The following is a 22475-nucleotide window of genomic DNA, read 5'->3' as shown; positions in this document are numbered from 1 at the left end:
GGTGACCGAGTTCTAACAGAGGAATGCGGTCGAATGTGGGAGCGGGCTTGCCCGCGAAGGGGCCATCAGCCGCAAAGCTGTTTGACCCGATATCCCGTAAACAAAAACGCCGCGATCTTATCGCGGCGTTTTTGTTTCTGCTGCCTTACCCCAGGTTCTTGCCGAGCAGTGCGTGATACAGCTCGCTGTCGCCCAGAATCCCCACTACGTGGTTGTTGTCGTGCAGCACCAGTTTGTTGCCGGTCTGATACCGAATCTGCAGCGCATCGCGCATGCCGATACTGGAGTCCACCAGCGTCGGCTTGCGTTCCAGGCCTTCGACGGCTTGCCCCGGAATCCAGTTCTGCAGGTCCATTGACGAACCGTTCTTGCGCGCGCCCTTGATGGTGTTGCCTTCAGCCAGGTCCAGCCACGAATCGCCGCCCGGATCCAGGCACACCGAACCGTTGATGCGTTTGCAGTTATCCAGGGTACGCATCAGGCTGCGACCGCACAGTACGTTCAGCGGGTTGGTGTGGGCCACGAAGGTCCGCACGTAGTCGTCCGCAGGGTTGAGGACGATTTCTTCCGGCTTGCTGTACTGGATGATCCGGCCGTCTTTCATGATCGCGATACGGCTGCCCAGTTTCAGCGCTTCATCGAGGTCGTGGCTCACGAAGACGATGGTCTTGTGCAGCTTGCGTTGCAGTTCCAGCAGTTCGTCTTGCAGGCCCTGGCGGATCAGCGGGTCGAGGGCCGAGAACGGTTCGTCCATCAGCAGGATGTCGGCGTCCATTGCCAGCGCACGGGCCAGGCCCACGCGTTGTTGCATACCACCGGACAGCTCGTTGGGTTTCTTGTTGCGCCACTGGGTCAGGCCCACCAGTTCAAGCTTGTCGTCCACCAGCTTGCGCCGCTCCTTCTCGGGACGACCTTGCATCTCCAGGCCGAAGCTGATGTTCTCGCGAACGGTCAGCCAGGGCATCAGAGCGAACTTCTGGAACACCATCGCGATGCGCTTGGTGCGCATCATTTTCAGTTCTGCCGGGGTGCAGGACGCAATGTCGATCTGCTTGCCTTCGTGCTCGACGAACAGCTTGCCGCGGCTGACGGTGTTGAGGCCGTTGATGCAACGCAGCAGGCTGGATTTACCTGAGCCGGACAGGCCCATCAGTACGCAGATCTCACCTTTCTCGATATCCAGGCTGGCTTTTTCAACGCCGACAATCTGCCCGGTCTTTTTCAGGATTTCGTTGCGGGTCATGCCCTGATCCAGCAGCTTGAGCGCCTCGCGTGGATCCTTGGAGAAGATAACGTCAACGTTATCAAAGCGAATAATGCTCATGCATCACCCCCTACTTTGGCGTCGGGTTGTTTGCAGATACGGTCGAGCATGATCGCCAGCAGTACGATCGCCAGGCCTGCTTCGAAGCCCAGGGCGATATCAGCAGTGTTCAGTGCGTTGACCACCGGTTTGCCCAAGCCATCGGCGCCTACCAGTGCCGCGATCACTACCATCGAAAGGGACAGCATGATGCACTGGGTGATGCCGGCCGCGATGCTTGGCATGGCGTGGGGCAGTTCGATTCGCGAGAGCAACTGACGGCGCGAGCAGCCAAAGGCCTTGCCGGCGTCCATCAACTCTTCCGGAACATCGCGGATACCCAGGTAGGTCAGGCGGATGGGCGCGGCAATCGCGAACACCACCGTGGAGATCAGGCCCGGGACCACACCCAGACCGAAGAGGGTCAGGGTAGGAATGAGGTACACGAACGTCGGTACGGTCTGCATCAGATCGAGTACCGGACGCATTAAAGTATAGAACATCGGCTTGTGCGCGGCGACGATGCCCAGCGGCACGCCAATGACCACGCAGACCAGGGTGGCGAACATCACCTGGGCGAGGGTTTCCATGGTTTCCTGCCAGTACCCCAGATTGAGGATCAGCAGAAAGGAGGCAACGACAAACGCGGTCAGGCCCCATTTGCGTTGAATGAAGTGTGCCAGTAGTGCGATTACGCCGATCAATACCAGCGGGTTGAACCAGGTCAGCGCAAACGTCACGCCGTGGATCATCGTTTCCAGTGTCACGGCGATTGCGTCGAAGGTGCTGGCGCCGTGTTGCGTCAACCATTCAACGAAGCCCGCGATGTACTGGCCTAAGGGGATTTTCTGATCAATCAGCATGGTAGTGAACGTCCGCATGCAAGGAAATAAACAGCCCGGACGGCCGAGGCCGTCCGGCATAAGCGATTACTTGGCCAGTTTGGCTTTCACGGCCTCCAGGCCTGGTTTACCGTCAATGGTGGTCACGCCAGCGAGCCAGGTATCGAGCACCTGTGGATTGTTTTTCAGCCAGGCCTTGGCGGCCGCGTCAGGCTTCATCTTGTCGTCCAGGATGTTGCCCATCAGCGAGCTTTCCATGTCGACGGTGAACTCCAGGTTCTTCAGCAACTGGCCGACGTTGCTGCATTCCTGCGTGTAGCCCTTGCGGGTGTTGGTCGCCACGGTGGCGGCACCGAAATCCGGGCCGAAAAAGTCATCACCACCGGTCAGGTATTGAATCTTGAAGCGCTTGTTCATCGGATGCGGCGCCCAGCCGAGGAACACCACGGCGGTGTCGCGTTTCTGCGCGCGGTCGACCTGCGACAGCATGCCGGCTTCGCTGGACTCGACGACTTTGAAGCCTGCGTCCTTGAGGCCGAAGGCGTTCTTGTCGATCATCGACTGGATCAGGCGGTTGCCGTCGTTGCCAGGCTCGATGCCGTAGATCTTGCCGTCGAGTTCTTTCTTGAATTTGGCGATGTCGGCGAAGTCATGCAGCCCTTTGTCGTACAGCGCCTGAGGAACGGCGAGGGTGTACTTGGCGCCCTTGAGGTTGGTGCGCACGACATCCACGGTGCCCGCGTCACGATAGGCCTTGATGTCGTTTTCCATGGTCGGCATCCAGTTACCCAGGAACACGTCCATGTTCTTGCCGTCGGCCAGGGACTTGTAGGTCACGGGCACGGAAATCATGGTGGTCTTGGTCTTGTAACCGAGGGCATCGAGCACGACGCTGGTGGTCGCAGTTGTCGCGGTGATGTCGGTCCAGCCGACATCGGAGAAGTTTACGGTACTGCACTGCGCCGGCTCTGCGGCTTGCGCCAGAACCGGCAGACTAAGCATGGCGGCCAACAACAACGACGGGGAACCTTTCATGGATGGACTCCTTGGTGTTTTTTTTGGCAGTGTTCCGACTGGACCACCGCACTTATAGGTTGCGGTTGGATGGCGTTCTGGAGACAGCTCTACCACTGCGCCTTGCAATCGAGTCGATATGATCATGTACCAGTGAAAATCTGACGCCTACAGGGTGCGTCGTATCCAGTACAGGGATGGTCGCATCCAGTGTCGGTGACGTCGTTTACAGATTTTTTCAGCCCTTTTTTCCCCTCTGAACCGCAAAAAAACGGCGAAAACACGGCGTAAAAGACACGCGGCGTTGGTGGGCATGAGTGCGTCGGTTAGAGACGTCGAACAACACGACAAAAGCTTGATGATGCGGTCATCTCGGCGGATTGCAGCTTGAGCGTAGCAGCTCCGTCATCGTGCGCTTTTGCGTGCGCAGTGGGCCCATTCAGGAGTTCGGCAGTCATGGCTATCAGTGTTTTCGACCTGTTCAAAATCGGCATCGGCCCTTCCAGTTCGCACACCGTGGGGCCCATGCGGGCAGCGGCGTTGTTTGTGCAGGGCTTGCGCGAGCGCGGGTTGCTGGAGCAGGTGCGGCGTGTCGAAGTCCAGCTGTTCGGCTCGTTGTCGGCTACCGGTATCGGCCACGGCAGCGACAATGCCGTGATCATGGGCCTGATGGGCGAGTGGCCGGATGCGATCGATCCGTCGCAAATCGGCATTCGTATCCAGGCCCTGCGCGAAACCCACACGCTGTTGCTCGACGGTCGTCTGTCGGTGCCGTTCGTCTGGGCTCGGGACATGCGCCTGATCGACGAAAACCTGCCGTTTCACCCCAACGCCATGACCCTGATTGTCGAAGGTGATGACGGCGAATTGCATCGCGACACCTACTATTCAGTCGGCGGCGGTTTTGTCGTCGATGAGGCGCAAGCCTCCAGTGGTGTCGTGGATCTGGATCGCACCGTACTTCCTTATGACTTTTCCAGCGCCGCCGAGCTGTTGCAGCTGTGCAAGAAGCACAACCTGCGCGTGGCTCAATTAATGATGGCCAACGAGAAAGTCTGGCGCAGCGAAGAGGAAATCCGCAGCGGCCTGATGAAGCTATGGCGCGCCATGCAGGATTGCGTCGAACAAGGCCTGAAACACGAAGGCATCTTGCCCGGTGGCTTGAACGTGCGTCGCCGCGCGGCCAAGCTGCATCGCAGCTTGCAGGAACTGAACAAACCCAACGTGATCGGCTCGACCTTGAGCGCCATGGAGTGGGTCAACCTGTTCGCCCTGGCGGTCAACGAAGAAAATGCCGCCGGCGGGCGCATGGTCACGGCACCGACCAACGGCGCGGCGGGGATCATTCCGGCGGTGCTGCACTACTTTATGAAATTCAGCGAGGCCGTGACCGACGCCAATGTCGTCGACTACTTCCTCGGCGCGGCGGCGGTGGGAATCCTGTGCAAGAAGAACGCCTCGATCTCCGGTGCCGAAGTCGGCTGTCAGGGCGAAGTCGGTTCGGCCTGCGCCATGGCGGCGGCCGGGCTGGCGGAAATCCTCGGCGCCACGCCAGAGCAACTGTGCAACGCGGCGGAAATCGGTCTGGAACACAACCTCGGCCTGACCTGCGACCCGGTGGGTGGGCTGGTCCAGGTGCCGTGCATCGAGCGCAACGCGATTGCTGCGGTGAAGGCGATCAATGCTGCGCAAATGGCATTGCGGGGCGATGGCCAGCACTTTATTTCGCTGGATCGGGTGATCCGCACCATGCGCGATACCGGTGCCGACATGCATGACAAATATAAGGAGACATCGCGAGGTGGGTTGGCGGTCAGTGCGGTGGAGTGCTGAGACCGCGTCAACCCCATCGCGAGCAAGCTCGCTCCCACAGGTTTTGCGTCGGTCACAAAAATTGTGTTCACCTTGATCCCTGTGGGAGCGAGCTTGCTCGCGATAGCGCCAGACCAGTCAAAACTGCGCGCTAAGTGAACACCTGCTCGAAAACGCGCCTCCTTTTAGCGCGTCGCTCACAGATAAATCGTCTTGCCACTGATCGAGGGCCAACCAGCCCTCGACCGCTCGTCACCTGTGCCTGCGGTGACACTCCTTTCCGACGCGGCGCAACGCCGTTCCCACAAGTGCTACCGAATTGCTCACAGCTCGTGGGCCGGGGTGCTTGCCAGCCCTGATGGCCATTTAAATCCCTATGCCCTGCGAGACATATATAGACACATTCCGACGTCGTTTTTAGGAGTTATTGAACGCGCATTCAAATTTAGGCATGGCAATTGCTCTGTCATTACAAAGCCCGTCTCCCACGCGAGAACGATGGCAATAAAAAGAGCCTCCGCCTGAGGCCATCACCCGCTTTGTGTGAGGAGATACCGCGATGACGACGTTCAACTCCGGGGCCCAACCCCAGAACCGTGCGCCTCAATCCATCGGCTTTCTGCTGCTGGACAATTTCACGCTGATTTCTCTGGCCTCCGCAGTAGAACCCCTGCGCATGGCCAACCAGTTGTCCGGTCGCGAGCTATATCGCTGGACCACCCTCACCGTCGATGGCGGCCAGGTCTGGGCCAGTGACGGCCTGCAGATCACCCCCGACGCCTCCATGCACAAAGCCCCGCCAATGGACACCGTCATCGTGTGCGGCGGTATCGGCATCCAGCGCACTGTTACCCGCGAACACGTGTCCTGGCTGCAAAGCCAGGCCCGCCAGTCCCGCCGCCTCGGCGCGGTGTGCACCGGCAGCTGGGCCCTGGCCTGCGCCGGCCTGCTCGACGGCTTCGATTGCAGCGTGCACTGGGAATGTCTGGCAGCAATGCAGGAAGCTTTCCCGCGTGTAGCGATGAGCACCCGTCTGTTCACCCTCGACCGTAACCGTTTCACCAGCTCCGGCGGCACCGCGCCGTTGGACATGATGCTGCACCTGATCAGCCGCGATCACGGTCGTGAACTGTCGGCGGCCATTTCGGAAATGTTCGTCTACGAGCGCATCCGCAACGAGCAGGATCACCAGCGTGTGCCGCTCAAGCACATGCTCGGCACCAACCAGCCGAAGTTGCAGGAAATCGTTGCATTGATGGAAGCCAACCTCGAAGAGCCGATCGACCTCGACGAACTGGCGGTTTATGTCGCGGTGTCCCGCCGTCAGCTCGAGCGGTTGTTCCAGAAATACCTGCACTGCTCGCCGTCGCGTTACTACCTGAAGCTGCGGCTGATCCGCGCCCGGCAACTGCTCAAGCAAACGCCGATGTCGATCATCGAAGTGGCATCGGTGTGTGGCTTCGTATCCACGCCGCACTTCTCCAAGTGCTACCGCGAGTACTTCGGCATTCCGCCGCGTGACGAGCGTGTAGGCTCCAACACTACCCAGCAAGTGGCGATGATGCCGCTGCCGCAAGCGCTGGTGCTGTCGCCGTTGTCCGGGCCGTTGTCGGCACTGAGCCAGGCGCGTAATGAGTCGACGTTTGCCAGTGTAAGGCTCTAAACCTAGGCGCCTTCATCGCGAGCAAGCTCGCTCCCACAGGGTTTTGTGTCAGAGCATTCATTTTGTGCTCGACACAAAACCCTGTGGGAGCGGGCTTGCCCGCGAAGGCTTTTTATCGGCCTGTGTGGCTCTGTTGATACTCCGCCAACGCCGGCAACAACTGCTTGTCGATCGCCTGGCGCACCGCCGGCAGGATGGTCGCGCTGCTGGTGTACATCTGCTTGACCATGGTCCGCAGCGTCATCGCCCGCACATCATTCAATCCCCGTACCGCGCACTCGCAGGCCTGCTCGGCAGTGGCGCCGGTGGGCACTTCGAATCCCAACGACTTGAGCTGGCCCAACAGGTCTTCCTGGTCTATCAAATCGGCGTGCATCATGACGCAATCCTTCTTCAGGGAACGGTGTCGTGGCTCGATTCTGGTAGGGCCACAAGGTGGCGGCAAGGGCGAATTGTCGCAATGGCCGCAATACCTATGAACAGGTCGTTTTCGGCTAACTTGCCGTGCAGAGGAGTGGGCACACTGGGCTCAGCTCGCTTCACGAAGGTTTGGTCACCCTCGCACGGCAGCTCCTCAACAGTACCCTCTGCCTCGATCCTGTCACGGCTTGATCGGGGCTTTTTTTTGTTTGTGAATCAATGGGTTTTGTGTCGATAAATAGACCGCTTTCGCGAGCAAGCCCGCTCCCACAGTTGACCGAGTCCCATCAGGGGAATGCGATCGAATGTGAGAGCGAGCCTGCTCGCGATGAACGATGACGCGGTCTAGCGTTGCAACACCAGAATGCGCGACAACAACTCATCCCGGTCGACATAGCAGCCCTGGAAATGCCGCGCCCCGGTGGTGGGGTCGAAGGCGTTGCGGGCATGGAGGGTGCGACGGTTGTCGAAGCACCACAGCTCACCGGGATTGAGCCGCTGCATCAACCTGAACCGAGGCTCGCGGGTCATCGCGATAAAGCGCCGATAGGCTTGATAGAGCTTGGGCATCTGCTCAACTGAGGCATCGAACGGCCCGCGCAGAAAGTTTGCCATGCGGATTTCCGACACCTGGCCCAACGCATTCAGGGCGATGATCGGTGCGAGACAGCGGTAGTCGCTATGGCGGTCCTTGTTGCGAAACTCCACGGGGATTTCGCACAGGCTTCTGAAGGATTCGGGGTCTTCCCGGCGCAGGGCGTCGGCAATGGCAAAACCGTCGACAAAAATGCTCTCGCCGCCCTCGGCGTCATTGACCAGGCAATGCAAAAATTGCAGCCCAGGTTGCAACTCTCGGGTCGGCAAATCGCTGTGCAGCGGCAGGTTGAACGCGGTGTAGGCGTTGCTGTCGGCATCGGCTTTGGATTGCACGTTGAACAGCACGCCGAAATTGCTCTCGCGGATGAAGGAAATCCGTTGGGCGATCAGCTTCAGGGAACCGGGCTCGGTGGGCACACCACGAACCTGGGTCAATCCGACATCGCGCACCGCCAACAGCCATTGCAACAAGGCCTCAGGGTCGTTCATCAGTGCTTGATACTCGAACACCGGCAACTGCAAATCGTTGTGCCAGAGCCTGGCTTTCGGTTTGCCTGCCAGGCGTTCGGCGCGGGATTCGTCGTCATAGGCATGGGCGCGCAGCCAGCCAGGGTCGAAGCGGCTGCAGTGGCCGTCCTGCCAATCCACCGCCAGGCAGCCATCGCTGTCGATACGGGCGTTATCGGGCATCAGGTCTTGAGCCACATCGACGATTTCCAGCACTTGTTCGCGAGTCACGGTGTAGACGCATTGCGGGCACGGGCAGTTATCCCGCAGCCATTGATGGTGGAAAGGGCTGACGCGATCGTCGGCCCACTTCACCAGAACACGGTCCACCAGGGTCTGCACGCCGGTCAGCGCACTGATCAATGGATAGGTACGAAAGTCGGCAAATGCAGCGGCGGTGTTCATGGCGATCTCCTTGTTATTTTTTTGGGGGTAATGCGATCACTCGGCCAATGTACTCGGGCGTGGGCAGGTCCGCCTGTTCGGTGACGATGGCTTGCAGCCGGCTCAAGGACAGGTCGCTGAACGGTGCCGAACGCGGCCCGGCGAGATCCACGTGCAGCAGCATCTGTTCATTGCCCGCCAGCGCCTGGTCATCACCGACCAGATGCAGGCTGTGATAGAGGTGCACGCGCTTGCTGTCGTGGGCGATGATTTGGGTGCGCACTTCGACTTGGGCGTCGAGCTTCACTTCGTGCAGGTAGTTCAGGTGCAGTTCGAGGGTGAACAGCGAGTTGCCGCTGGCCTCGCGGCTGTTGCTGTCGAGTCCCAGGCGATCCATCAGGGCGTCGGTGGCGTAGCTGAAAATCAGCAGGTAGAAGGCGTCGCGCAGGTGGCCGTTGTAGTCGACCCAGTCGGGGATGATGGTGGTTTGGTAGGTGGTGAGGGTGGGCATGATGTTAGTTCCAACATTGATGGTGACTGGGCTGCCGCTATCGCGAGCAAGCTCGCTCCCACAGGTGACCGAGTTGTATCAGACACCTGCGATCAAATGTGGGAGCGGGCTTGCCCGCGAAGAGGCCGGTACTGCTGGCCTCATAACATAAGGTTTACTCGCTGAAGGCCATCCCATGCTTCTCTTTGGTGGTCTTCACCGCTTCCAGCACCGCCAGCAGGCAGTCATCACGATAGCGCTCCAGCGCCGAAATGCTGTGTTTGCCCAGTTGGTCGCTGGTGCCATCGACCACGTCGTCGATCAGTTTGTCGGTCAGCTCCGGCGCCGGCAGGTAGGTCCACGGCAACTGCAACGCCGGGCCGAACTGGGCCATGAAGTGACGCATGCCGGCATCGCCGCCGGCGAGGGTGTAGGTCAGGAACGTACCCATGAATGACCAGCGCAAGCCCGCGCCGAAGCGGATGGCATCGTCGATCTCGCCAGTGGTCGCCACGCCGTCGTTGACCAGGTGCAGCGCCTCACGCCATAGCGCTTCGAGCAGGCGGTCGGCGATGAAACCCGGTACTTCCTTGCGTACATGCAGCGGGCGCATGCCGAGGGATTCATAGACTTTCATCGCGGCTTGCACCGCTTCAGGGGCCGTGTTTTTGCCACCGACCACTTCCACCAATGGCAACAGGTAAACCGGGTTAAACGGGTGACCGACCACGCAGCGTTCCGGGTGTGTGGAGCTTTCGTAGAATTCACTCGGCAACAGGCCGGAGGTGCTGGAACCGATCAACGCATTGGGCTTGGCCGCCGCGCTGATTTTGCTGTGCAGTTCCAGTTTCAGCTCCAGTCGTTCCGGGGCGCTTTCCTGGATGAAATCGGCATCGCGCACGCACTCTTCAATGGTCGCGACAAAGCGCAGACGATCCTGCGATGCACCCGGCGCCAGGCCTTGTTTCTCCAGCGCACCCCAAGCGCTGGCGACGCGTTTGCGCAGGGCTGCTTCAGCGCCGGGTGCAGGATCCCAGGCCACTACATCAAGGCCATGGGCGAGGGCGCGGGACACCCAGCCGCTGCCGATGACACCGCTGCCCAGGGCGGCGAAGGTTTTGATTTCGGTGATGAAGCTCATGGTCAATTCCTGAATTTGGCTCGAAAAAAAACTGTGGGAGCGAGCTTGCTCGCGATGGCGGTATTCCTGCCGCAGATGATGCTTCGGATGTACCGACGTCATCGCGAGCAAGCTCGCTCCCACAGGGGGAAAGTTGTTGTGAATTAACCGCGCTTGGTCAGGCCCATTTTTGCCCGGCCTTCAGCCGGGGTCAGCACCCGGGCACCGAGGCGGCTGAGGATTTCCGTGGCGCGTTCGACCAGTTGGCCGTTGGTCGCCAGCACGCCCTTGTCCAGCCACAGGTTGTCTTCCAGGCCGACCCGCACGTTGCCGCCGAGTAACACCGCTTGCGCAGCCATCGGCATCTGCATGCGACCGATGCCGAAGCCGGCCCAGACTGCGTCGGCGGGCAGGTTGTCGACCATGGCTTTCATGGTGGTGGTGTCCGCCGGCGCGCCCCAAGGGATGCCCAGGCACAGCTGGAACAACGGGTTGTCGAGCAGGCCTTCCTTGATCATCTGCTTGGCGAACCACAGGTGGCCGGTGTCGAAGATTTCCAGCTCGGCCTTTACGCCCAGTTCTTGAATGCGTTTGGCGCCGGCGCGCAGTTGCGCCGGGGTGGACACGTAAATGGTGTCGCCGTCGCCGAAGTTCAGGGTGCCGCAATCGAGGGTGCAGATTTCCGGCAGCAGTTCTTCGACGTGGGCCAGGCGGGTCAGCGGGCCTACCAGGTCAGTATTCGGGCCGAACTCCATCGGATTCTCGCCGGCACCGATTTCCAGGTCGCCACCCATGCCAGCGGTGAGGTTGACGATGATGTCGACGTCCGCCTCGCGGATGCGCTCCATCACTTCGCGGTACAGCGCCACGTCACGGCTGAACTTGCCGGTTTGCGGGTCGCGCACATGGCAGTGCACCACGGTGGCGCCGGCCTTGGCAGCTTCTACGGCGGCAGCCGCGATTTGTTTCGGGGTGACCGGCACGTGTGGGCTCTTGGCGGTCGTGTCGCCAGCACCGGTGAGTGCGCAGGTGATGATGACGTCGTGGTTCATTTGGCGGTTCCTTACAGGCGAGTTTTGGGTTTTGGCCGGGCGCGATGGTCCCGTTCGCAGCCCGTCGGGGCTGCGAGACGGTGGTTCGTTCGGGTTTATTTACTGGTCAGCTTCAGGTTTTCAGCGGCCGGTTTGCCATCGAAGGTGGTGACGCCTTCAAGCCAGCGTTTTTTGTCCTGCGGGTGATCCTTGAGCCATTGCTTGGCCGACTCGAAAGCGTCCTTGTGATCCAGCAGCGGCTGCATCATCCGGCTCTCGTCTTCGGCGGTGAAGGTCAGGTTGGTCAGCAAACGACCGATGTTCGGGCATTGTTCGGCGTATGTCGGCGCGGTGACGGTCCATACCGTGGCCTTGCCTTCGTCCGGCCCAAGGGCGTTTTCACTGCCGGAGAGGTAGGTCATTTTCACATTGACGTTCATCGGGTGCGGCGCCCAGCCGAAGAACACCACGGCTTCGTTGCGACGCACGGCGCGATCCACAGCGGCGAGCATGCCGGCTTCGCTGGATTCGACCAGCTGGAACTTGCCGAGGCCGAACTGGTTCTTGGCGATCATCGCCTTGATCTGGGTGTTGGCGCCCGAGCCGGGCTCGATGCCGTAGATCTTGCCGCCCAGTTCTTTTTCGAATTTGGCGATGTCAGCGAAGGTTTTCAGGCCCTTGTCGGCGAGGTAGGTCGGCACGGCGAGGGTCGCGCGGGCGTCTTGCAGGCTTGGCGCTTCAAGCACCTTGACCTGTTTGGCGTCGACGAACGGGGTGATGGTCTGGGTCATCAGCGGGTTCCAGTAGCCGAGGAACAGATCCAGACGCTGGTCGCGGATCCCGGCGAAGATGATTTGCTGGGAGGCGCTGGTTTGTTTGGTGCTGTAGCCGAGGCCATCGAGCAATACCTGGGTCATGGCACTGGTGGCGATCACGTCGGTCCAGTTCACTACACCCATGCGCACGTTCTGGCATGCGGCGGGTTCGGCGGCCATGACACTGGCGCTCAGTAACGCGGTACCACTGAGTGCAAGAACACAGCTGCTGATCAGTCGTTTCATTCTCAGGTTCCTCGGCAGTTTCATTATTGTGGGTCCGGTCGTCTTTGTGCGCCGGTGATGCCAAGTTACGCAGCTAAGCGCCCGTGAAAGCGCACTGCGGCGACCAGCTCTTGCACTGCAGCGACCTGTGCTCTTGTATGCCGCTCGCAAGTGGCGTATCAACGTCCTCACGCTACCCGCCCTCTTGTTACCTGCTAAGCGAGTGCGCTCCATGTCCCAGGATTTCTACTTCTTGTTGATGCCGGGTTTTTCGGCCATCGGATTTATCTCGGCCATCGAGCCGTTGCGGGTCGCCAATCGCTTTCGCGGCGAACTGTATCGCTGGCATGTACTGAGTGCCGATGGCGGGGCGGTTCTGGCCAGCAACGGCATGTCGGTCAACGCCGATGCGGCGCTGGAACCGTTGAAAAAAGGCGCGACACTACTGGTGGTCGCCGGTTTCGAACCCCTGAAATTCGCCACCCCGGCGCTGGAGCACTGGCTGCGGCGGCTGGACAACGAAGGCGTGACCCTCGGCGCCATCGACACTGGCAGCTTCATTCTCGCCGAGGCGGGTTTGCTCGATGGTCATCGGCTGACCCTGCACTGGGAGGCCATCGACGCCTTCAAGGAGTCTTATCCACAGCTCAGCGTCACCCAGGAATTGTTCGAGATCGACCGTCGGCGCATCACCTCCGCCGGCGGCACCGCTTCCATTGACCTGATGCTGGATCTGATCGCCCAGGCCCACGGTCCCGAGCTGGCGATCCAGGTCAGTGAGCAATTCGTGCTCGGCCGCATCCGCCCGCGCAAAGACCACCAACGCATGGAAGTCGCCACGCGCTACGGCATCAGCAACAAGAAACTGGTGCATGTGATTGGCGAGATGGAGCAGCACAGCGAACCGCCGCTCAGTACCCTGGAACTGGCGGAATCGATCAAGGTGACGCGGCGGCAGCTGGAGCGCCTGTTTCGCCTGTACTTGAACGACACACCGAGCAATTTCTACCTGCGGTTACGGTTGGAAAAAGCGCGGCAGTTGCTGCGTCAGACCGACATGAGCGTGCTGGAGGTGAGCATTGCCTGCGGGTTTGAATCGCCGTCGTATTTCACCCGCAGTTATCGGGCGAAATATGCGCGGTGCCCGCGAGAAGACCGGCGTACCGCGCAGGCATGAGCGCCCGAGAAACCTGTGGGAGCGAGCTTGCTCGCGATGAGGCCGGCACATTCAACACAGACGTTGACTGAACGGCCGCCATCGCGAGCAAGCTCGCTCCCACAGTAGTTTTGTATTGATCTGAAAAATCTACTACTTCTTCATCAACGCCGAACACGCTGCCTTATAAGCCTCATGCTGATACTTGTTCAGCGTCCCTGGCAGCTCGCCAGTGAATTTCCTGGTCTGTGCCGTGATGGTCTGCGGCGACAGCAAGGTCACCTCGCAATTCTCCAGCAGCTGGAAAACCCCTTCGATCTTGAACGTGGTCGGCCCGCCAGCGAACTCGCCTTTTTTGCTGCGCTTCTTGATCGCGATGCGGTCGATGGAATTCTCACGGACAAACGAGGTGACCTGAGCGGCAAACACTTTGACGTTGGCAGCTTCGTCGTCATCGTCCAGAGCGATTTTCTTGGTGGCGAGCGCGACATGGTTCAGCGTCGAACCGTCTAGGGACGCCACGGCAATGATCGCTTCGCTGCCTTTGATTTCGATACCGCAGACTTTCATGTTGAATCCCATTAGTGACAGAAGGTAAGCAGCTTACAGCTCAAGCTGATTGGCAGTGATGCCAAACGCCAAGGCGATTTTTTCGCGAGTGGCTTTACGGGGCTTGGCGACTGTTTCCTGTTGGGCGAAAGCGGGTTGAGAAATACCCATGCGTTTGGCCACTTCATCCTGGGTAAGGTTCAAGTGTTCGCGCCATGCGCGGATGGGAGTGGCGCCATCGACGATACGGCTCACCACCTCATGGGGGATCAAGTCGGGCTCGATTTTCTGTGCCACGTATTGTGCATATGGAATGACCACGAAGGCTGGATTGCCTTCGGCGTCGTTGATGATTTGAATGTCAGTAGGTGCGTTCATCGCGTTTTTTGACCTCTTGAATACTGACCACTTTGATCACGCCATCCCAATCGAACATGACCCGATAGTTACCGATACGCAGCCGATAAGCGTAGTCATGACCGACCAGTGCTTTGACATTGCCTACATCGGGCATGCCTGCCAGCGCCGTGATGGCATCACGAACCTGGCCCTGATGAACGGAATGCAATCTCAAGAGTTGCTTAACGGCCTTTCGAGTCCAGTGGATGCTGTTCATGGAAGAATATAAGTCTTTTATAAGATTTGCGAATCTTTGCTTATATTTTTCATGTGAACAATCAACAACAATTGTCAGCATGTTGCGTGAAAAGCCCACAGATTTGGGCTTCCAGGCAATACGTGTAGGCGGGGTCGGAACGTGTTGTAGGACGAAGGGAAAGTGCTGTTGAAAGCTGGATGCAGTTCCAGCTTTCACCGGAATATTCAGGATTATTCCTGCCCAATCGACTCCAAAAACTCCGACCGCTCGTCACTCATCCGTGCGATGCAATCGTTCTGGGCAATGGTGAACGCCTTGCTGCCGCTGGTGGCCGGAAAGGCTTCGACGGCGCAGTCTGCGTCGCGGGTCTTCAGCCATTGCTGTTGCGCGGCCTTGAGCTTGGTCGTGATGTCGGCCAGTTGCGACGGGTTTTTGCCGTATTGCGACTGCATGCGCTCGGTCAGGCCCTGCAGGTTTTCCTTGAGCAGGTCTTCGGCGGTGGTTTTGCTGAAGGCCGAGCACTCGAGGGTCTGGACGTCGTTTTCGACTTTGTCGCACGGGTTGTCGTCGGACTCCTGCGCTGCGTGTACGCCGGTCGCAATCAGTGCCAAAGCCAGAAGGATGGATTTCATTCAGGTCGCCGCTCTATTCCAGTGATGCGGCGAATTCTGGCCCAAGCCGAGGGCCTTGAACAGGGAGGCGATCGTGGCTGAAGACGACCCTTTGTCGCGGATTGACGCTTTCGGCAAACCCCCTGTCGTTTTTGCACCCGGCTGCTTGGGCACCGAGGCATATGCTGGCCCCAAAGCGCCGGCAGACGATTCGGCGCATGAATCGCTAATAGGGGACAGCCTGATGAGCCCAGCCGAATTGCACGCCGACAGCATCGTTATCGACGGGCTGATTATTGCCAAGTGGAACCGTGAACTGTTCGAAGACATGCGCAAGGGCGGTTTGACCGCGGCCAACTGCACCGTGTCGGTGTGGGAGGGCTTTCAGGCCACCGTCAACAACATTGCCGCGAGCCAGAAGCTGATCCGCGAGAACAGCGACCTGGTGATGCCGGTGCGCACTACCGCCGACATCCGCAAGGCCAAGGAACTGGGCAAGACCGGCATCCTCTTCGGCTTCCAGAATGCCCACGCCTATGAAGACCAGATCGGCTATGTCGAGGTGTTCAAGCAGCTCGGCGTTGGCATCGTGCAGATGTGCTACAACACCCAGAACCTGGTGGGCACCGGTTGCTACGAGCGTGACGGTGGCCTGTCGGGCTTCGGTCGCGAAATCGTCGCCGAGATGAACCGGGTAGGCGTGATGTGCGACCTGTCCCACGTTGGCTCCAAGACTTCCGAAGAAGTCATCCTCGAATCGAAGAAGCCGGTCTGCTACTCCCACTGCCTGCCGTCGGGGCTCAAGGAGCACCCGCGCAACAAGTCCGATGAAGAACTCAAGTTCATTGCCGACCACGGCGGTTTTGTCGGCGTGACCATGTTCGCTCCGTTCCTGGCCAAGGGCATCGATTCGACCATCGACGACTACGCCGAAGCCATCGAGTACGTGATGAACATCGTTGGCGAAGACGCCATCGGCATCGGCACTGACTTCACCCAGGGCCATGGTCAGGACTTCTTCGAATACCTGACCCACGACAAGGGCTACGCCCGCCGTCTGACCAGCTTCGGCAAGATCATTAACCCGCTGGGCATCCGCACCGTGGGCGAGTTCCCGAACCTGACCGAGACCCTGCTCAAGCGCGGCCATTCCGAGCGCGTGGTACGCAAGATCATGGGCGAGAACTGGGTCAACGTCCTGAAAGACGTTTGGGGCGAATAAGCCCACTTTGAACAACGATCCCTTGTAGCCGCTGCCGAGGTACGAGGCTGCGTCGGGCTGCGAAGCGGCCCCCGAGGGCGGTCCTACGGACACGCAACGCAGCCTCGTACCTCGGCAGCTGCTACGCAAAACACACAACGAATTTTCTGGAGTCAAGTTTCCATGGCCAAGATCGCCCCGCAATTGCCAATCGAAGTCGACAGCGAAACCGGTGTCTGGACCTCCGACGCCCTGCCGATGCTGTATGTACCGCGCCATTTCTTCGTCAACAACCACATGGGGATCGAGGAAGTGCTGGGCGCTGAAGCCTATGCCGAAATCCTCTACAAGGCCGGCTACAAGTCCGCCTGGCACTGGTGTGAAAAAGAGGCCGAATGCCACGGCCTGGAAGGCGTCGCGGTGTTCGAGCACTACATGAAGCGCCTGTCGCAGCGCGGCTGGGGCCTGTTCAAGATCCAGGACATCGACCTCGACAAAGGCACCGCCAGCGTCAAGCTCGAGCACTCGGCGTTCGTCTACGTCTACGGCAAGGTCGGGCGCAAGGTCGACTACATGTTCACCGGTTGGTTTGCCGGTGCGATGGATCAGATTCTCGCCGCTCGCGGCAGCAAGATCCGCACCGTGGCCGAGCAAGTCTACGGTGGCTCCGAAGAGGGCCACGAAGACGGCTTGTTTATCGTCAAGCCGTTGTAAGTCGAGGAACCCGCCATGGCTTTCGAAGCAATGTTCCAGCCGATCCAGATCGGCAAACTGACCATCCGTAACCGCGTGCTCAGCACCGCGCACGCCGAGGTTTATGCGACCGACGGCGGCATGACCACCGATCGGTACGTCAAGTACTACGAAGAGAAAGCCAAGGGCGGGATCGGCCTGGCAATTTGCGGCGGTTCGTCCGTAGTCGCCATCGACAGCCCGCAGGAATGGTGGAGCTCGGTGAACCTGTCCACCGATCGCATCATTCCGCACTTCCAGAATCTGGCCGACGCCATGCACAAGCACGGCGCCAAGATCATGATCCAGATTACCCACATGGGCCGTCGCTCCCGTTGGGACGGCTTCAACTGGCCGACGCTGATGTCGCCGTCCGGCATTCGTGAACCGGTGCACCGCGCCACCTGCAAAACCATCGAGCCGGAAGAAATCTGGCGGGTGATCGGCAACTACGCGCAAGCTGCGCGTCGCGCCAAGGCCGGTGGCCTGGACGGCGTCGAACTGTCGGCCGTGCACCAGCACATGATCGACCAGTTCTGGAGCCCTCGGGTCAACAAGCGTACCGACGAATGGGGCGGCACCTTCGAAGGCCGCATGAAGTTCGGTCTGGAAGTGCTCAAGGCCGTGCGCGCCGAGGTCGGTGACGATTTCTGCGTGGGCATGCGTATCTGCGGTGACGAATTTCACCCCGATGGCCTGTCCCACGAGGACATGAAGCAGATCGCCAAGTATTACGACGACACCGGCATGCTCGATTTCATCGGCGTCGTGGGTTCGGGTTGCGACACCCACAACACCCTGGCCAACGTGATTCCGAACATGAGTTATCCACCGGAGCCGTTCCTGCACCTGGCGGCCGGTATCAAGGAAGTGGTCAAGGTTCCCGTGCTGCACGCGCAGAACATCAAAGACCCGAACCAGGCCACCCGTATTCTGGAAGGCGGTTACGTCGACATGGTCGGCATGACCCGCGCGCACATCGCCGACCCGCACCTGATCGCCAAGATCAAGATGGGCCAGGTCGACCAGATCAAGCAGTGCGTCGGTGCCAACTACTGCATCGACCGTCAGTATCAGGGCCTGGATGTGTTGTGCATCCAGAACGCGGCAACCTCCCGTGAATACATGGGCGTGCCGCACATCATCGAGAAAACCACCGGTAAAAAACGCAAGGTGGTGGTGGTCGGTGCCGGCCCGGCGGGGATGGAAGCCGCTCGTGTGGCCGCCGAGCGTGGTCACGACGTGACCCTGTTCGAGAAGAAGGAATTCATCGGTGGGCAGATCACCACGGCGTCGAAAGCGCCGCAGCGTGACCAGATCGCCGGTATCACCCGCTGGTATCAGCTGGAACTGGCACGGTTGAAAGTCGACCTGCGCCTGGGCACCGCGGCGGATGCGCCGACCATCATGGACCTGCGTCCGGATGTGGTGGTGCTGGCGGTCGGCGGTCATCCGTTCATCGAGCAGAACGAGCATTGGGGTGCGGCTGAAGGTCTGGTGGTCAGCAGCTGGGACATTCTCGATGGCAAGGTAGCACCGGGCAAGAACGTACTGGTCTACGACACCATTTGCGAATTCACCGGCATGTCGACCGCCGACTTCATTGCCGACAAGGGCAGTCAGGTCGAGATCGTCACCGACGACATCAAGCCTGGCGTGGCGATTGGCGGTACGTCGTTCCCGACTTACTACCGCAGCATGTATCCGAAAGAAGTGATCATGACCGGCGACATGATGCTGGAGAAGGTCTACCGCGAAGGCGACAAGCTGGTGGCGGTGCTGGAGAACGAATACACCGGCGCCAAAGAGGAGCGGGTGGTGGACCAGGTGGTCGTTGAAAACGGCGTGCGCCCGGACGAAGAAATCTACTACGCGCTGAAGGAAGGCTCGCGTAACAAAGGCCAGATCGACGTCGAAGCCTTGTTCGCGATCAAGCCGCAGCCATGCCTGGAACAGAGCGGCGACGGCTACCTGCTTTTCCGCATCGGCGACTGCGTGGCCCAGCGTAACGTACACGCGGCGATCTACGACGCGCTGCGGCTGTGCAAGGATTTCTAAGAGCTTGTGGACAACCCCTGTAGGAGCGAGCTCGCTCGCGATGGATTTGAAGGCGCCGCGTTTCTCCAGACCGCACGCGTCATCGTTAACGCCCATCGCGAGCAAGCTCGCTCCTACAGAGGATCGAGCAAGGCATCCAGGTAGTTAAGCCCGAGGTCTTTGGGAGCTCCACCATGTTGAACACCCTTCTTCCAATCCTGTTGTTCGCAGCTCTGGGCCTTGGTGTCCTGGGCGCGTTGCGGCGGGTGGCCATGTGGCGCCGAGGCCGGGCTTCGAAAGTCGACCTTATCGGTGGCCTGTTCGCCATGCCCAAGCGCTACATGGTCGACTTGCACCATGTGGTGGCGCGGGACAAATACATTGCCAATACCCACGTCGCCACGGCTGGCGGTGCGGTGGCGTCCATCGTGCTGGCGATTCTGGTACATGGTTTCGGCCTGCATAACCGTTTCCTCGGCTATGCGCTGCTGCTGATGACGGCGGTCATGTTCGTCGGCGCGATCTTTGTTTACCTGCGTCGGCGCAATCCGCCGGCGCGCCTGTCGAAAGGCCCGTGGATGCGCCTGCCGAAAAGCCTGCTGGCGTTCTCGGCCTCGTTCTTCCTGGTGACCCTGCCGGTGGCGGGCATCCTCCCGGAAAACTTCGGTGGCTGGCTGTTGGCAGCGATTCTCGGGGTTGGCGTGTTGTGGGGCGTGTCGGAACTGTTCCTCGGCATGACCTGGGGCGGGCCGATGAAGCACGCCTTTGCCGGTGCCTTGCACCTGGCGTGGCACCGTCGCGCCGAACGCTTCGGTGGTGGCCGTTCCACTGGTTTGAAGCCGCTGGATCTTAGCGACCTGACTGCGCCACTGGGTGTGGAAAAACCCAAGGATTTCACCTGGAACCAGTTGCTCGGTTTCGACGCCTGCGTGCAGTGCGGTAAATGCGAAGCAGCATGCCCGGCGTTCGCTGCCGGCCAGCCGCTGAACCCGAAAAAACTGATTCAGGACATGGTCGTCGGCCTGGCTGGTGGCACCGATGCGAAGTTCGCCGGCAGTCCGTATCCGGGCAAGGCCATCGGTGAGCACGCCGGTAATCCGCATCAACCGATCGTCAACGGTCTGGTGGACGCTGAAACCCTGTGGTCGTGCACCACCTGCCGCGCCTGCGTCGAGGAATGCCCGATGATGATCGAGCACGTCGATGCCATCGTCGACATGCGCCGTCATCTGACCCTGGAAAAGGGCGCCACGCCGAACAAGGGCGCGGAAGTCCTGGAAAACCTGATCGCCACCGACAACCCGGGCGGCTTCGCGCCGGGCGGGCGGATGAACTGGGCAGCGGACTTGAACCTCAACCTGCTCAGTGAAAAGAAATCCACCGACGTGCTGTTCTGGGTTGGCGACGGCGCCTTCGACATGCGCAACCAGCGCACCCTGCGCGCCTTCGTCAAAGTGCTCAAGGCGGCGAAAATCGACTTCGCCGTGCTCGGCCTCGAAGAACGCGACAGCGGTGACGTGGCGCGGCGCCTGGGCGACGAAGCAACCTTCCAGCTGTTGGCCAAGCGCAATATCCAGACCCTGGCCAAGTACAGCTTCAACCGCATCGTCACCTGCGATCCGCACAGCTTCCACGTGCTGAAAAACGAGTACGGCGCGTTTGATGGCAACTACCTGGTGCAGCACCACAGCACCTACATGGCGGAAATCATCCAGGCCGGCGCGCTGAACCTCGGTCAGCACAAAGGCGACAGCGTGACCTACCACGACCCGTGCTACCTCGGGCGCTACAACGGCGAATACGAGGCACCGCGCGAGGTACTGCGGGCCCTCGGGATCGAAGTGAAAGAGATGCAACGTTCCGGCTTCCGTTCGCGCTGCTGCGGCGGTGGTGGCGGTGCGCCAATCACCGACATTCCCGGCAAGCAACGCATTCCCGACATGCGCATGGAAGACATCCGCGAGACCGGTGCCGAACTGGTGGCCGTGGGTTGTCCACAATGCACGGCGATGCTCGAAGGCGTGGTCGAACCCCGGCCGCTGATCAAGGACATTGCCGAACTGGTGGCAGACGCGTTGCTCGACGACGCCGCGCCCGCCAAGACACCCGCCAAGCGCGAACCTGCGGAGGCCCACTGATGAGCGACATTATCCGCCGCGACCCCCGGGCCGAATGGATCGCCCGCAACCGTCTGCATCCGCTGCACGCGGCCATGCAGCCGGCGCAACACAGCTGGATGGGGCCGAACGGCGTCATCCGCAAGAATCCCCATGGCATTGGCTTTATCGGCCCCAACGGCATCAAGCGCATCGACCGCAGCGGCGCTCAGCAGGGCGGGGCGACTAAGCGTTCAGCCGCTGTCGAAGTGCAATTGCCATTGCATCAGGTGGCCGCGCCGGCGTTTTACATCAGCGTGGTGCCGGACATGGTCGGTGGTCGCTTGAGCAGTCACGATCGCGACTTGCTGGGCCTTGCCCATCAACTGGCCGGCAAGGACGGCGCGGTGCTGGCGGTGGTGTTTGGCGAGCACAAGGAAAACGCGTTTGCCACGGCGGGCGTCGACCGCCTGCTGGTGCTGGATGGCGAAGAATTCAACGGTTATGCACCGGAACAACGGGTCCAGGGCCTGCGGGCTGTGGATAACCAGTTCAGCCCGCGTCACTGGCTGCTGCCGGACAGCCGCAGTGGCGGTGGCGAACTCGGCCGGCGTTTTGCCGCGGCACTGGGCGAACGCCCGGCCACGCGGGTCTGGCAAGTCAAGGATCAAGAGTGCATCGGCCGCGCCGGCGCGGGTCTGCAAGACCTTGCCCGTCCGCTGGCGCGATTGATTCTGGCGGCTGCCGAGTGCGCTGAACCTGTCAGCGAAACCCGTCACGAAGCGCTGCCTGTGGAGTTATCCACAACCGTGGCGCGCAGCCTGTCGCGGATCGAAGATCTGGGCGCGGTGGCCGTCGATCCGGCGGCAATTCCCATGGCCGAAGCCGAGTTCATTTTCTCCGGCGGCAACGGGGTCAAGGATTGGGGGCTTTTCCACAGGACAGCAGAAGTCCTTGGCGCGACTGAAGGCGCATCGCGGGTGGCAGTGGACGATGGCTTCATGGCTCGCGACCGTCAGGTCGGGGCATCCGGCACCTGGGTCACCGCACGGGTCTATGTGGCAGTGGGGATTTCCGGGGCGATCCAGCACCTGCAAGGCATTGGTGCCTGTGACAAGGTGGTGGCGATCAACCTCGACCCTGGCTGCGACATGATCAAGCGTGCGGACCTCTCGGTGATCGGCGAGAGCGCGGAGATTCTTCAAGCCTTGATCGAGGCGGTAGAGGCTTACCGCAACGACGCCAAGCGCGATGCGGCTTAAGGGAAGGAAA

At 60.3% G+C, this 22475-nt stretch carries 21 protein-coding genes; 8 read left to right on the top strand and 13 right to left on the bottom strand.

The genetic code is table 11. From position 1 onward, the window contains the following. Positions 1-145: 145 nt before the first annotated feature. The 3 genes from choV to ACEN8Z_RS00735 all read right to left on the bottom strand — a co-directional run bounded on the left by choV (position 146) and on the right by ACEN8Z_RS00735 (position 3180). Positions 146-1324 (bottom strand): choline ABC transporter ATP-binding protein, encoded by a 1179-nt coding sequence (gene choV / locus ACEN8Z_RS00745; protein ID WP_007995661.1) that lies wholly within the window; start codon positions 1322-1324, stop codon positions 146-148. Then, complete coding sequence (gene choW, locus ACEN8Z_RS00740) at positions 1321-2166, bottom strand: choline ABC transporter permease subunit (protein WP_007985943.1); 846 nt, start codon at positions 2164-2166, stop codon at positions 1321-1323. The genes choV and choW overlap by 4 nt, the downstream gene beginning before the upstream one ends. A gap of 66 nt (positions 2167-2232) precedes the next feature. Beyond that, complete coding sequence (locus ACEN8Z_RS00735; protein ID WP_007995658.1) at positions 2233-3180, bottom strand: choline ABC transporter substrate-binding protein; 948 nt, start codon at positions 3178-3180, stop codon at positions 2233-2235. A gap of 435 nt (positions 3181-3615) precedes the next feature. Between ACEN8Z_RS00735 and ACEN8Z_RS00730 the strand changes: the two genes are divergently transcribed. Beyond that, entirely contained in the window at positions 3616-4992 is a 1377-nt protein-coding gene (locus tag ACEN8Z_RS00730) for an L-serine ammonia-lyase (protein ID WP_495596481.1), read from the top strand. A 538-nt stretch (positions 4993-5530) separates the two neighbouring features. Next, positions 5531-6634, top strand: coding sequence for a choline metabolism transcriptional regulator GbdR (gene gbdR / locus ACEN8Z_RS00725; RefSeq protein ID WP_007975492.1), 1104 nt, complete (start codon positions 5531-5533; stop codon positions 6632-6634). Positions 6635-6746: 112 nt separating this feature from the next. Here gbdR and ACEN8Z_RS00720 read toward each other — a convergent pair whose 3' ends face one another. The 6 genes from ACEN8Z_RS00720 to ACEN8Z_RS00695 all read right to left on the bottom strand — a co-directional run bounded on the left by ACEN8Z_RS00720 (position 6747) and on the right by ACEN8Z_RS00695 (position 12244). Continuing rightward, entirely contained in the window at positions 6747-7013 is a 267-nt protein-coding gene (locus ACEN8Z_RS00720; protein ID WP_007995656.1) for a hypothetical protein, read from the bottom strand. Between the two features lie 386 nt (positions 7014-7399). Next, complete coding sequence (locus tag ACEN8Z_RS00715) at positions 7400-8563, bottom strand: gamma-butyrobetaine dioxygenase (RefSeq protein WP_495596480.1); 1164 nt, start codon at positions 8561-8563, stop codon at positions 7400-7402. Between the two features lie 13 nt (positions 8564-8576). Then, entirely contained in the window at positions 8577-9053 is a 477-nt protein-coding gene (locus tag ACEN8Z_RS00710) for a thioesterase family protein (RefSeq protein WP_007994464.1), read from the bottom strand. Between the two features lie 154 nt (positions 9054-9207). After that, positions 9208-10173 (bottom strand): L-carnitine dehydrogenase, encoded by a 966-nt coding sequence (locus ACEN8Z_RS00705; protein ID WP_495596479.1) that lies wholly within the window; start codon positions 10171-10173, stop codon positions 9208-9210. Positions 10174-10316: 143 nt separating this feature from the next. Continuing rightward, positions 10317-11204, bottom strand: coding sequence for a 3-dehydrocarnitine:acetyl-CoA trimethylamine transferase CdhC (cdhC, locus tag ACEN8Z_RS00700; protein ID WP_007994462.1), 888 nt, complete (start codon positions 11202-11204; stop codon positions 10317-10319). A gap of 95 nt (positions 11205-11299) precedes the next feature. Beyond that, the gene (locus ACEN8Z_RS00695; protein ID WP_495596478.1) at positions 11300-12244 is read right to left on the bottom strand and encodes a choline ABC transporter substrate-binding protein; all 945 of its coding nucleotides are present in this window, start codon (positions 12242-12244) and stop codon (positions 11300-11302) included. Between the two features lie 211 nt (positions 12245-12455). On the opposite strand from ACEN8Z_RS00695, the gene ACEN8Z_RS00690 reads away from it, so the two are divergent. Then, positions 12456-13400 carry a GlxA family transcriptional regulator gene (locus tag ACEN8Z_RS00690; protein WP_495596477.1) on the top strand — a complete coding sequence of 315 codons (945 nt, stop codon included), beginning with the start codon at positions 12456-12458 and terminating at the stop codon, positions 13398-13400. A 132-nt stretch (positions 13401-13532) separates the two neighbouring features. Here ACEN8Z_RS00690 and ACEN8Z_RS00685 read toward each other — a convergent pair whose 3' ends face one another. The 4 genes from ACEN8Z_RS00685 to ACEN8Z_RS00670 all read right to left on the bottom strand — a co-directional run bounded on the left by ACEN8Z_RS00685 (position 13533) and on the right by ACEN8Z_RS00670 (position 15158). Further along, complete coding sequence (locus ACEN8Z_RS00685; protein WP_495596476.1) at positions 13533-13949, bottom strand: DUF3010 family protein; 417 nt, start codon at positions 13947-13949, stop codon at positions 13533-13535. A 33-nt stretch (positions 13950-13982) separates the two neighbouring features. Continuing rightward, a complete protein-coding gene (locus ACEN8Z_RS00680; RefSeq protein ID WP_007994456.1) occupies positions 13983-14306 on the bottom strand; it encodes a helix-turn-helix domain-containing protein in 324 nt (107 codons plus the stop codon). Continuing rightward, on the bottom strand, positions 14290-14544 hold the full coding sequence (locus ACEN8Z_RS00675; protein ID WP_495596475.1) for a type II toxin-antitoxin system RelE family toxin: 255 nt from the start codon (positions 14542-14544) through the stop codon (positions 14290-14292). The genes ACEN8Z_RS00680 and ACEN8Z_RS00675 overlap by 17 nt, the downstream gene beginning before the upstream one ends. A gap of 212 nt (positions 14545-14756) precedes the next feature. After that, positions 14757-15158: a lysozyme inhibitor LprI family protein gene (locus tag ACEN8Z_RS00670; RefSeq protein ID WP_442096223.1), complete on the bottom strand. Its 402-nt coding sequence runs from the start codon at positions 15156-15158 to the stop codon at positions 14757-14759. A 223-nt stretch (positions 15159-15381) separates the two neighbouring features. Here ACEN8Z_RS00670 and ACEN8Z_RS00665 point away from each other — a divergent pair, with 223 nt between their 5' ends. From ACEN8Z_RS00665 to etfA, 5 genes are all read left to right on the top strand, one after another. Beyond that, positions 15382-16359, top strand: a complete 978-nt coding sequence (locus tag ACEN8Z_RS00665) for a dipeptidase (protein WP_033052003.1) — start codon at positions 15382-15384, stop codon at positions 16357-16359. Positions 16360-16521: 162 nt separating this feature from the next. After that, the gene (locus ACEN8Z_RS00660) at positions 16522-17052 is read left to right on the top strand and encodes a DUF5943 domain-containing protein (RefSeq protein ID WP_007975505.1); all 531 of its coding nucleotides are present in this window, start codon (positions 16522-16524) and stop codon (positions 17050-17052) included. Between the two features lie 15 nt (positions 17053-17067). After that, positions 17068-19128 carry a dimethylglycine demethylation protein DgcA gene (gene dgcA, locus ACEN8Z_RS00655; protein WP_007994448.1) on the top strand — a complete coding sequence of 687 codons (2061 nt, stop codon included), beginning with the start codon at positions 17068-17070 and terminating at the stop codon, positions 19126-19128. Positions 19129-19301: 173 nt separating this feature from the next. Then, positions 19302-21245: a dimethylglycine demethylation protein DgcB gene (gene dgcB / locus ACEN8Z_RS00650; protein WP_495596474.1), complete on the top strand. Its 1944-nt coding sequence runs from the start codon at positions 19302-19304 to the stop codon at positions 21243-21245. Continuing rightward, complete coding sequence (gene etfA, locus ACEN8Z_RS00645) at positions 21245-22465, top strand: electron transfer flavoprotein subunit alpha (RefSeq protein ID WP_495596473.1); 1221 nt, start codon at positions 21245-21247, stop codon at positions 22463-22465. The genes dgcB and etfA overlap by 1 nt, the downstream gene beginning before the upstream one ends. The last annotated feature ends 10 nt before the right edge of the window (positions 22466-22475 follow it).

Source organism: Pseudomonas sp. Pseusp10, assembly GCF_059492225.1.
Note: the sequence above shows the minus strand (reverse complement) of the source record. Positions and strands in the feature narration are given on the sequence as shown.

Bases quoted from the DNA above. Each gene is read 5' to 3' on its own strand.
- choV (WP_007995661.1), bottom strand. From the start codon at position 1,324: ATGAGCATTATTCGCTTTGATAACGTTGACGTTATCTTCTCCAAGGAT.
- choW (WP_007985943.1), bottom strand. From the start codon at position 2,166: ATGCTGATTGATCAGAAAATCCCCTTAGGCCAGTACATCGCGGGCTTC.
- ACEN8Z_RS00735 (WP_007995658.1), bottom strand. From the start codon at position 3,180: ATGAAAGGTTCCCCGTCGTTGTTGTTGGCCGCCATGCTTAGTCTGCCG.
- ACEN8Z_RS00730 (WP_495596481.1), top strand. From the start codon at position 3,616: ATGGCTATCAGTGTTTTCGACCTGTTCAAAATCGGCATCGGCCCTTCC.
- gbdR (WP_007975492.1), top strand. From the start codon at position 5,531: ATGACGACGTTCAACTCCGGGGCCCAACCCCAGAACCGTGCGCCTCAA.
- ACEN8Z_RS00720 (WP_007995656.1), bottom strand. From the start codon at position 7,013: ATGATGCACGCCGATTTGATAGACCAGGAAGACCTGTTGGGCCAGCTC.
- ACEN8Z_RS00715 (WP_495596480.1), bottom strand. From the start codon at position 8,563: ATGAACACCGCCGCTGCATTTGCCGACTTTCGTACCTATCCATTGATC.
- ACEN8Z_RS00710 (WP_007994464.1), bottom strand. From the start codon at position 9,053: ATGCCCACCCTCACCACCTACCAAACCACCATCATCCCCGACTGGGTC.
- ACEN8Z_RS00705 (WP_495596479.1), bottom strand. From the start codon at position 10,173: ATGAGCTTCATCACCGAAATCAAAACCTTCGCCGCCCTGGGCAGCGGT.
- cdhC (WP_007994462.1), bottom strand. From the start codon at position 11,204: ATGAACCACGACGTCATCATCACCTGCGCACTCACCGGTGCTGGCGAC.
- ACEN8Z_RS00695 (WP_495596478.1), bottom strand. From the start codon at position 12,244: ATGAAACGACTGATCAGCAGCTGTGTTCTTGCACTCAGTGGTACCGCG.
- ACEN8Z_RS00690 (WP_495596477.1), top strand. From the start codon at position 12,456: ATGTCCCAGGATTTCTACTTCTTGTTGATGCCGGGTTTTTCGGCCATC.
- ACEN8Z_RS00685 (WP_495596476.1), bottom strand. From the start codon at position 13,949: ATGAAAGTCTGCGGTATCGAAATCAAAGGCAGCGAAGCGATCATTGCC.
- ACEN8Z_RS00680 (WP_007994456.1), bottom strand. From the start codon at position 14,306: ATGAACGCACCTACTGACATTCAAATCATCAACGACGCCGAAGGCAAT.
- ACEN8Z_RS00675 (WP_495596475.1), bottom strand. From the start codon at position 14,544: ATGAACAGCATCCACTGGACTCGAAAGGCCGTTAAGCAACTCTTGAGA.
- ACEN8Z_RS00670 (WP_442096223.1), bottom strand. From the start codon at position 15,158: ATGAAATCCATCCTTCTGGCTTTGGCACTGATTGCGACCGGCGTACAC.
- ACEN8Z_RS00665 (WP_033052003.1), top strand. From the start codon at position 15,382: ATGAGCCCAGCCGAATTGCACGCCGACAGCATCGTTATCGACGGGCTG.
- ACEN8Z_RS00660 (WP_007975505.1), top strand. From the start codon at position 16,522: ATGGCCAAGATCGCCCCGCAATTGCCAATCGAAGTCGACAGCGAAACC.
- dgcA (WP_007994448.1), top strand. From the start codon at position 17,068: ATGGCTTTCGAAGCAATGTTCCAGCCGATCCAGATCGGCAAACTGACC.
- dgcB (WP_495596474.1), top strand. From the start codon at position 19,302: ATGTTGAACACCCTTCTTCCAATCCTGTTGTTCGCAGCTCTGGGCCTT.
- etfA (WP_495596473.1), top strand. From the start codon at position 21,245: ATGAGCGACATTATCCGCCGCGACCCCCGGGCCGAATGGATCGCCCGC.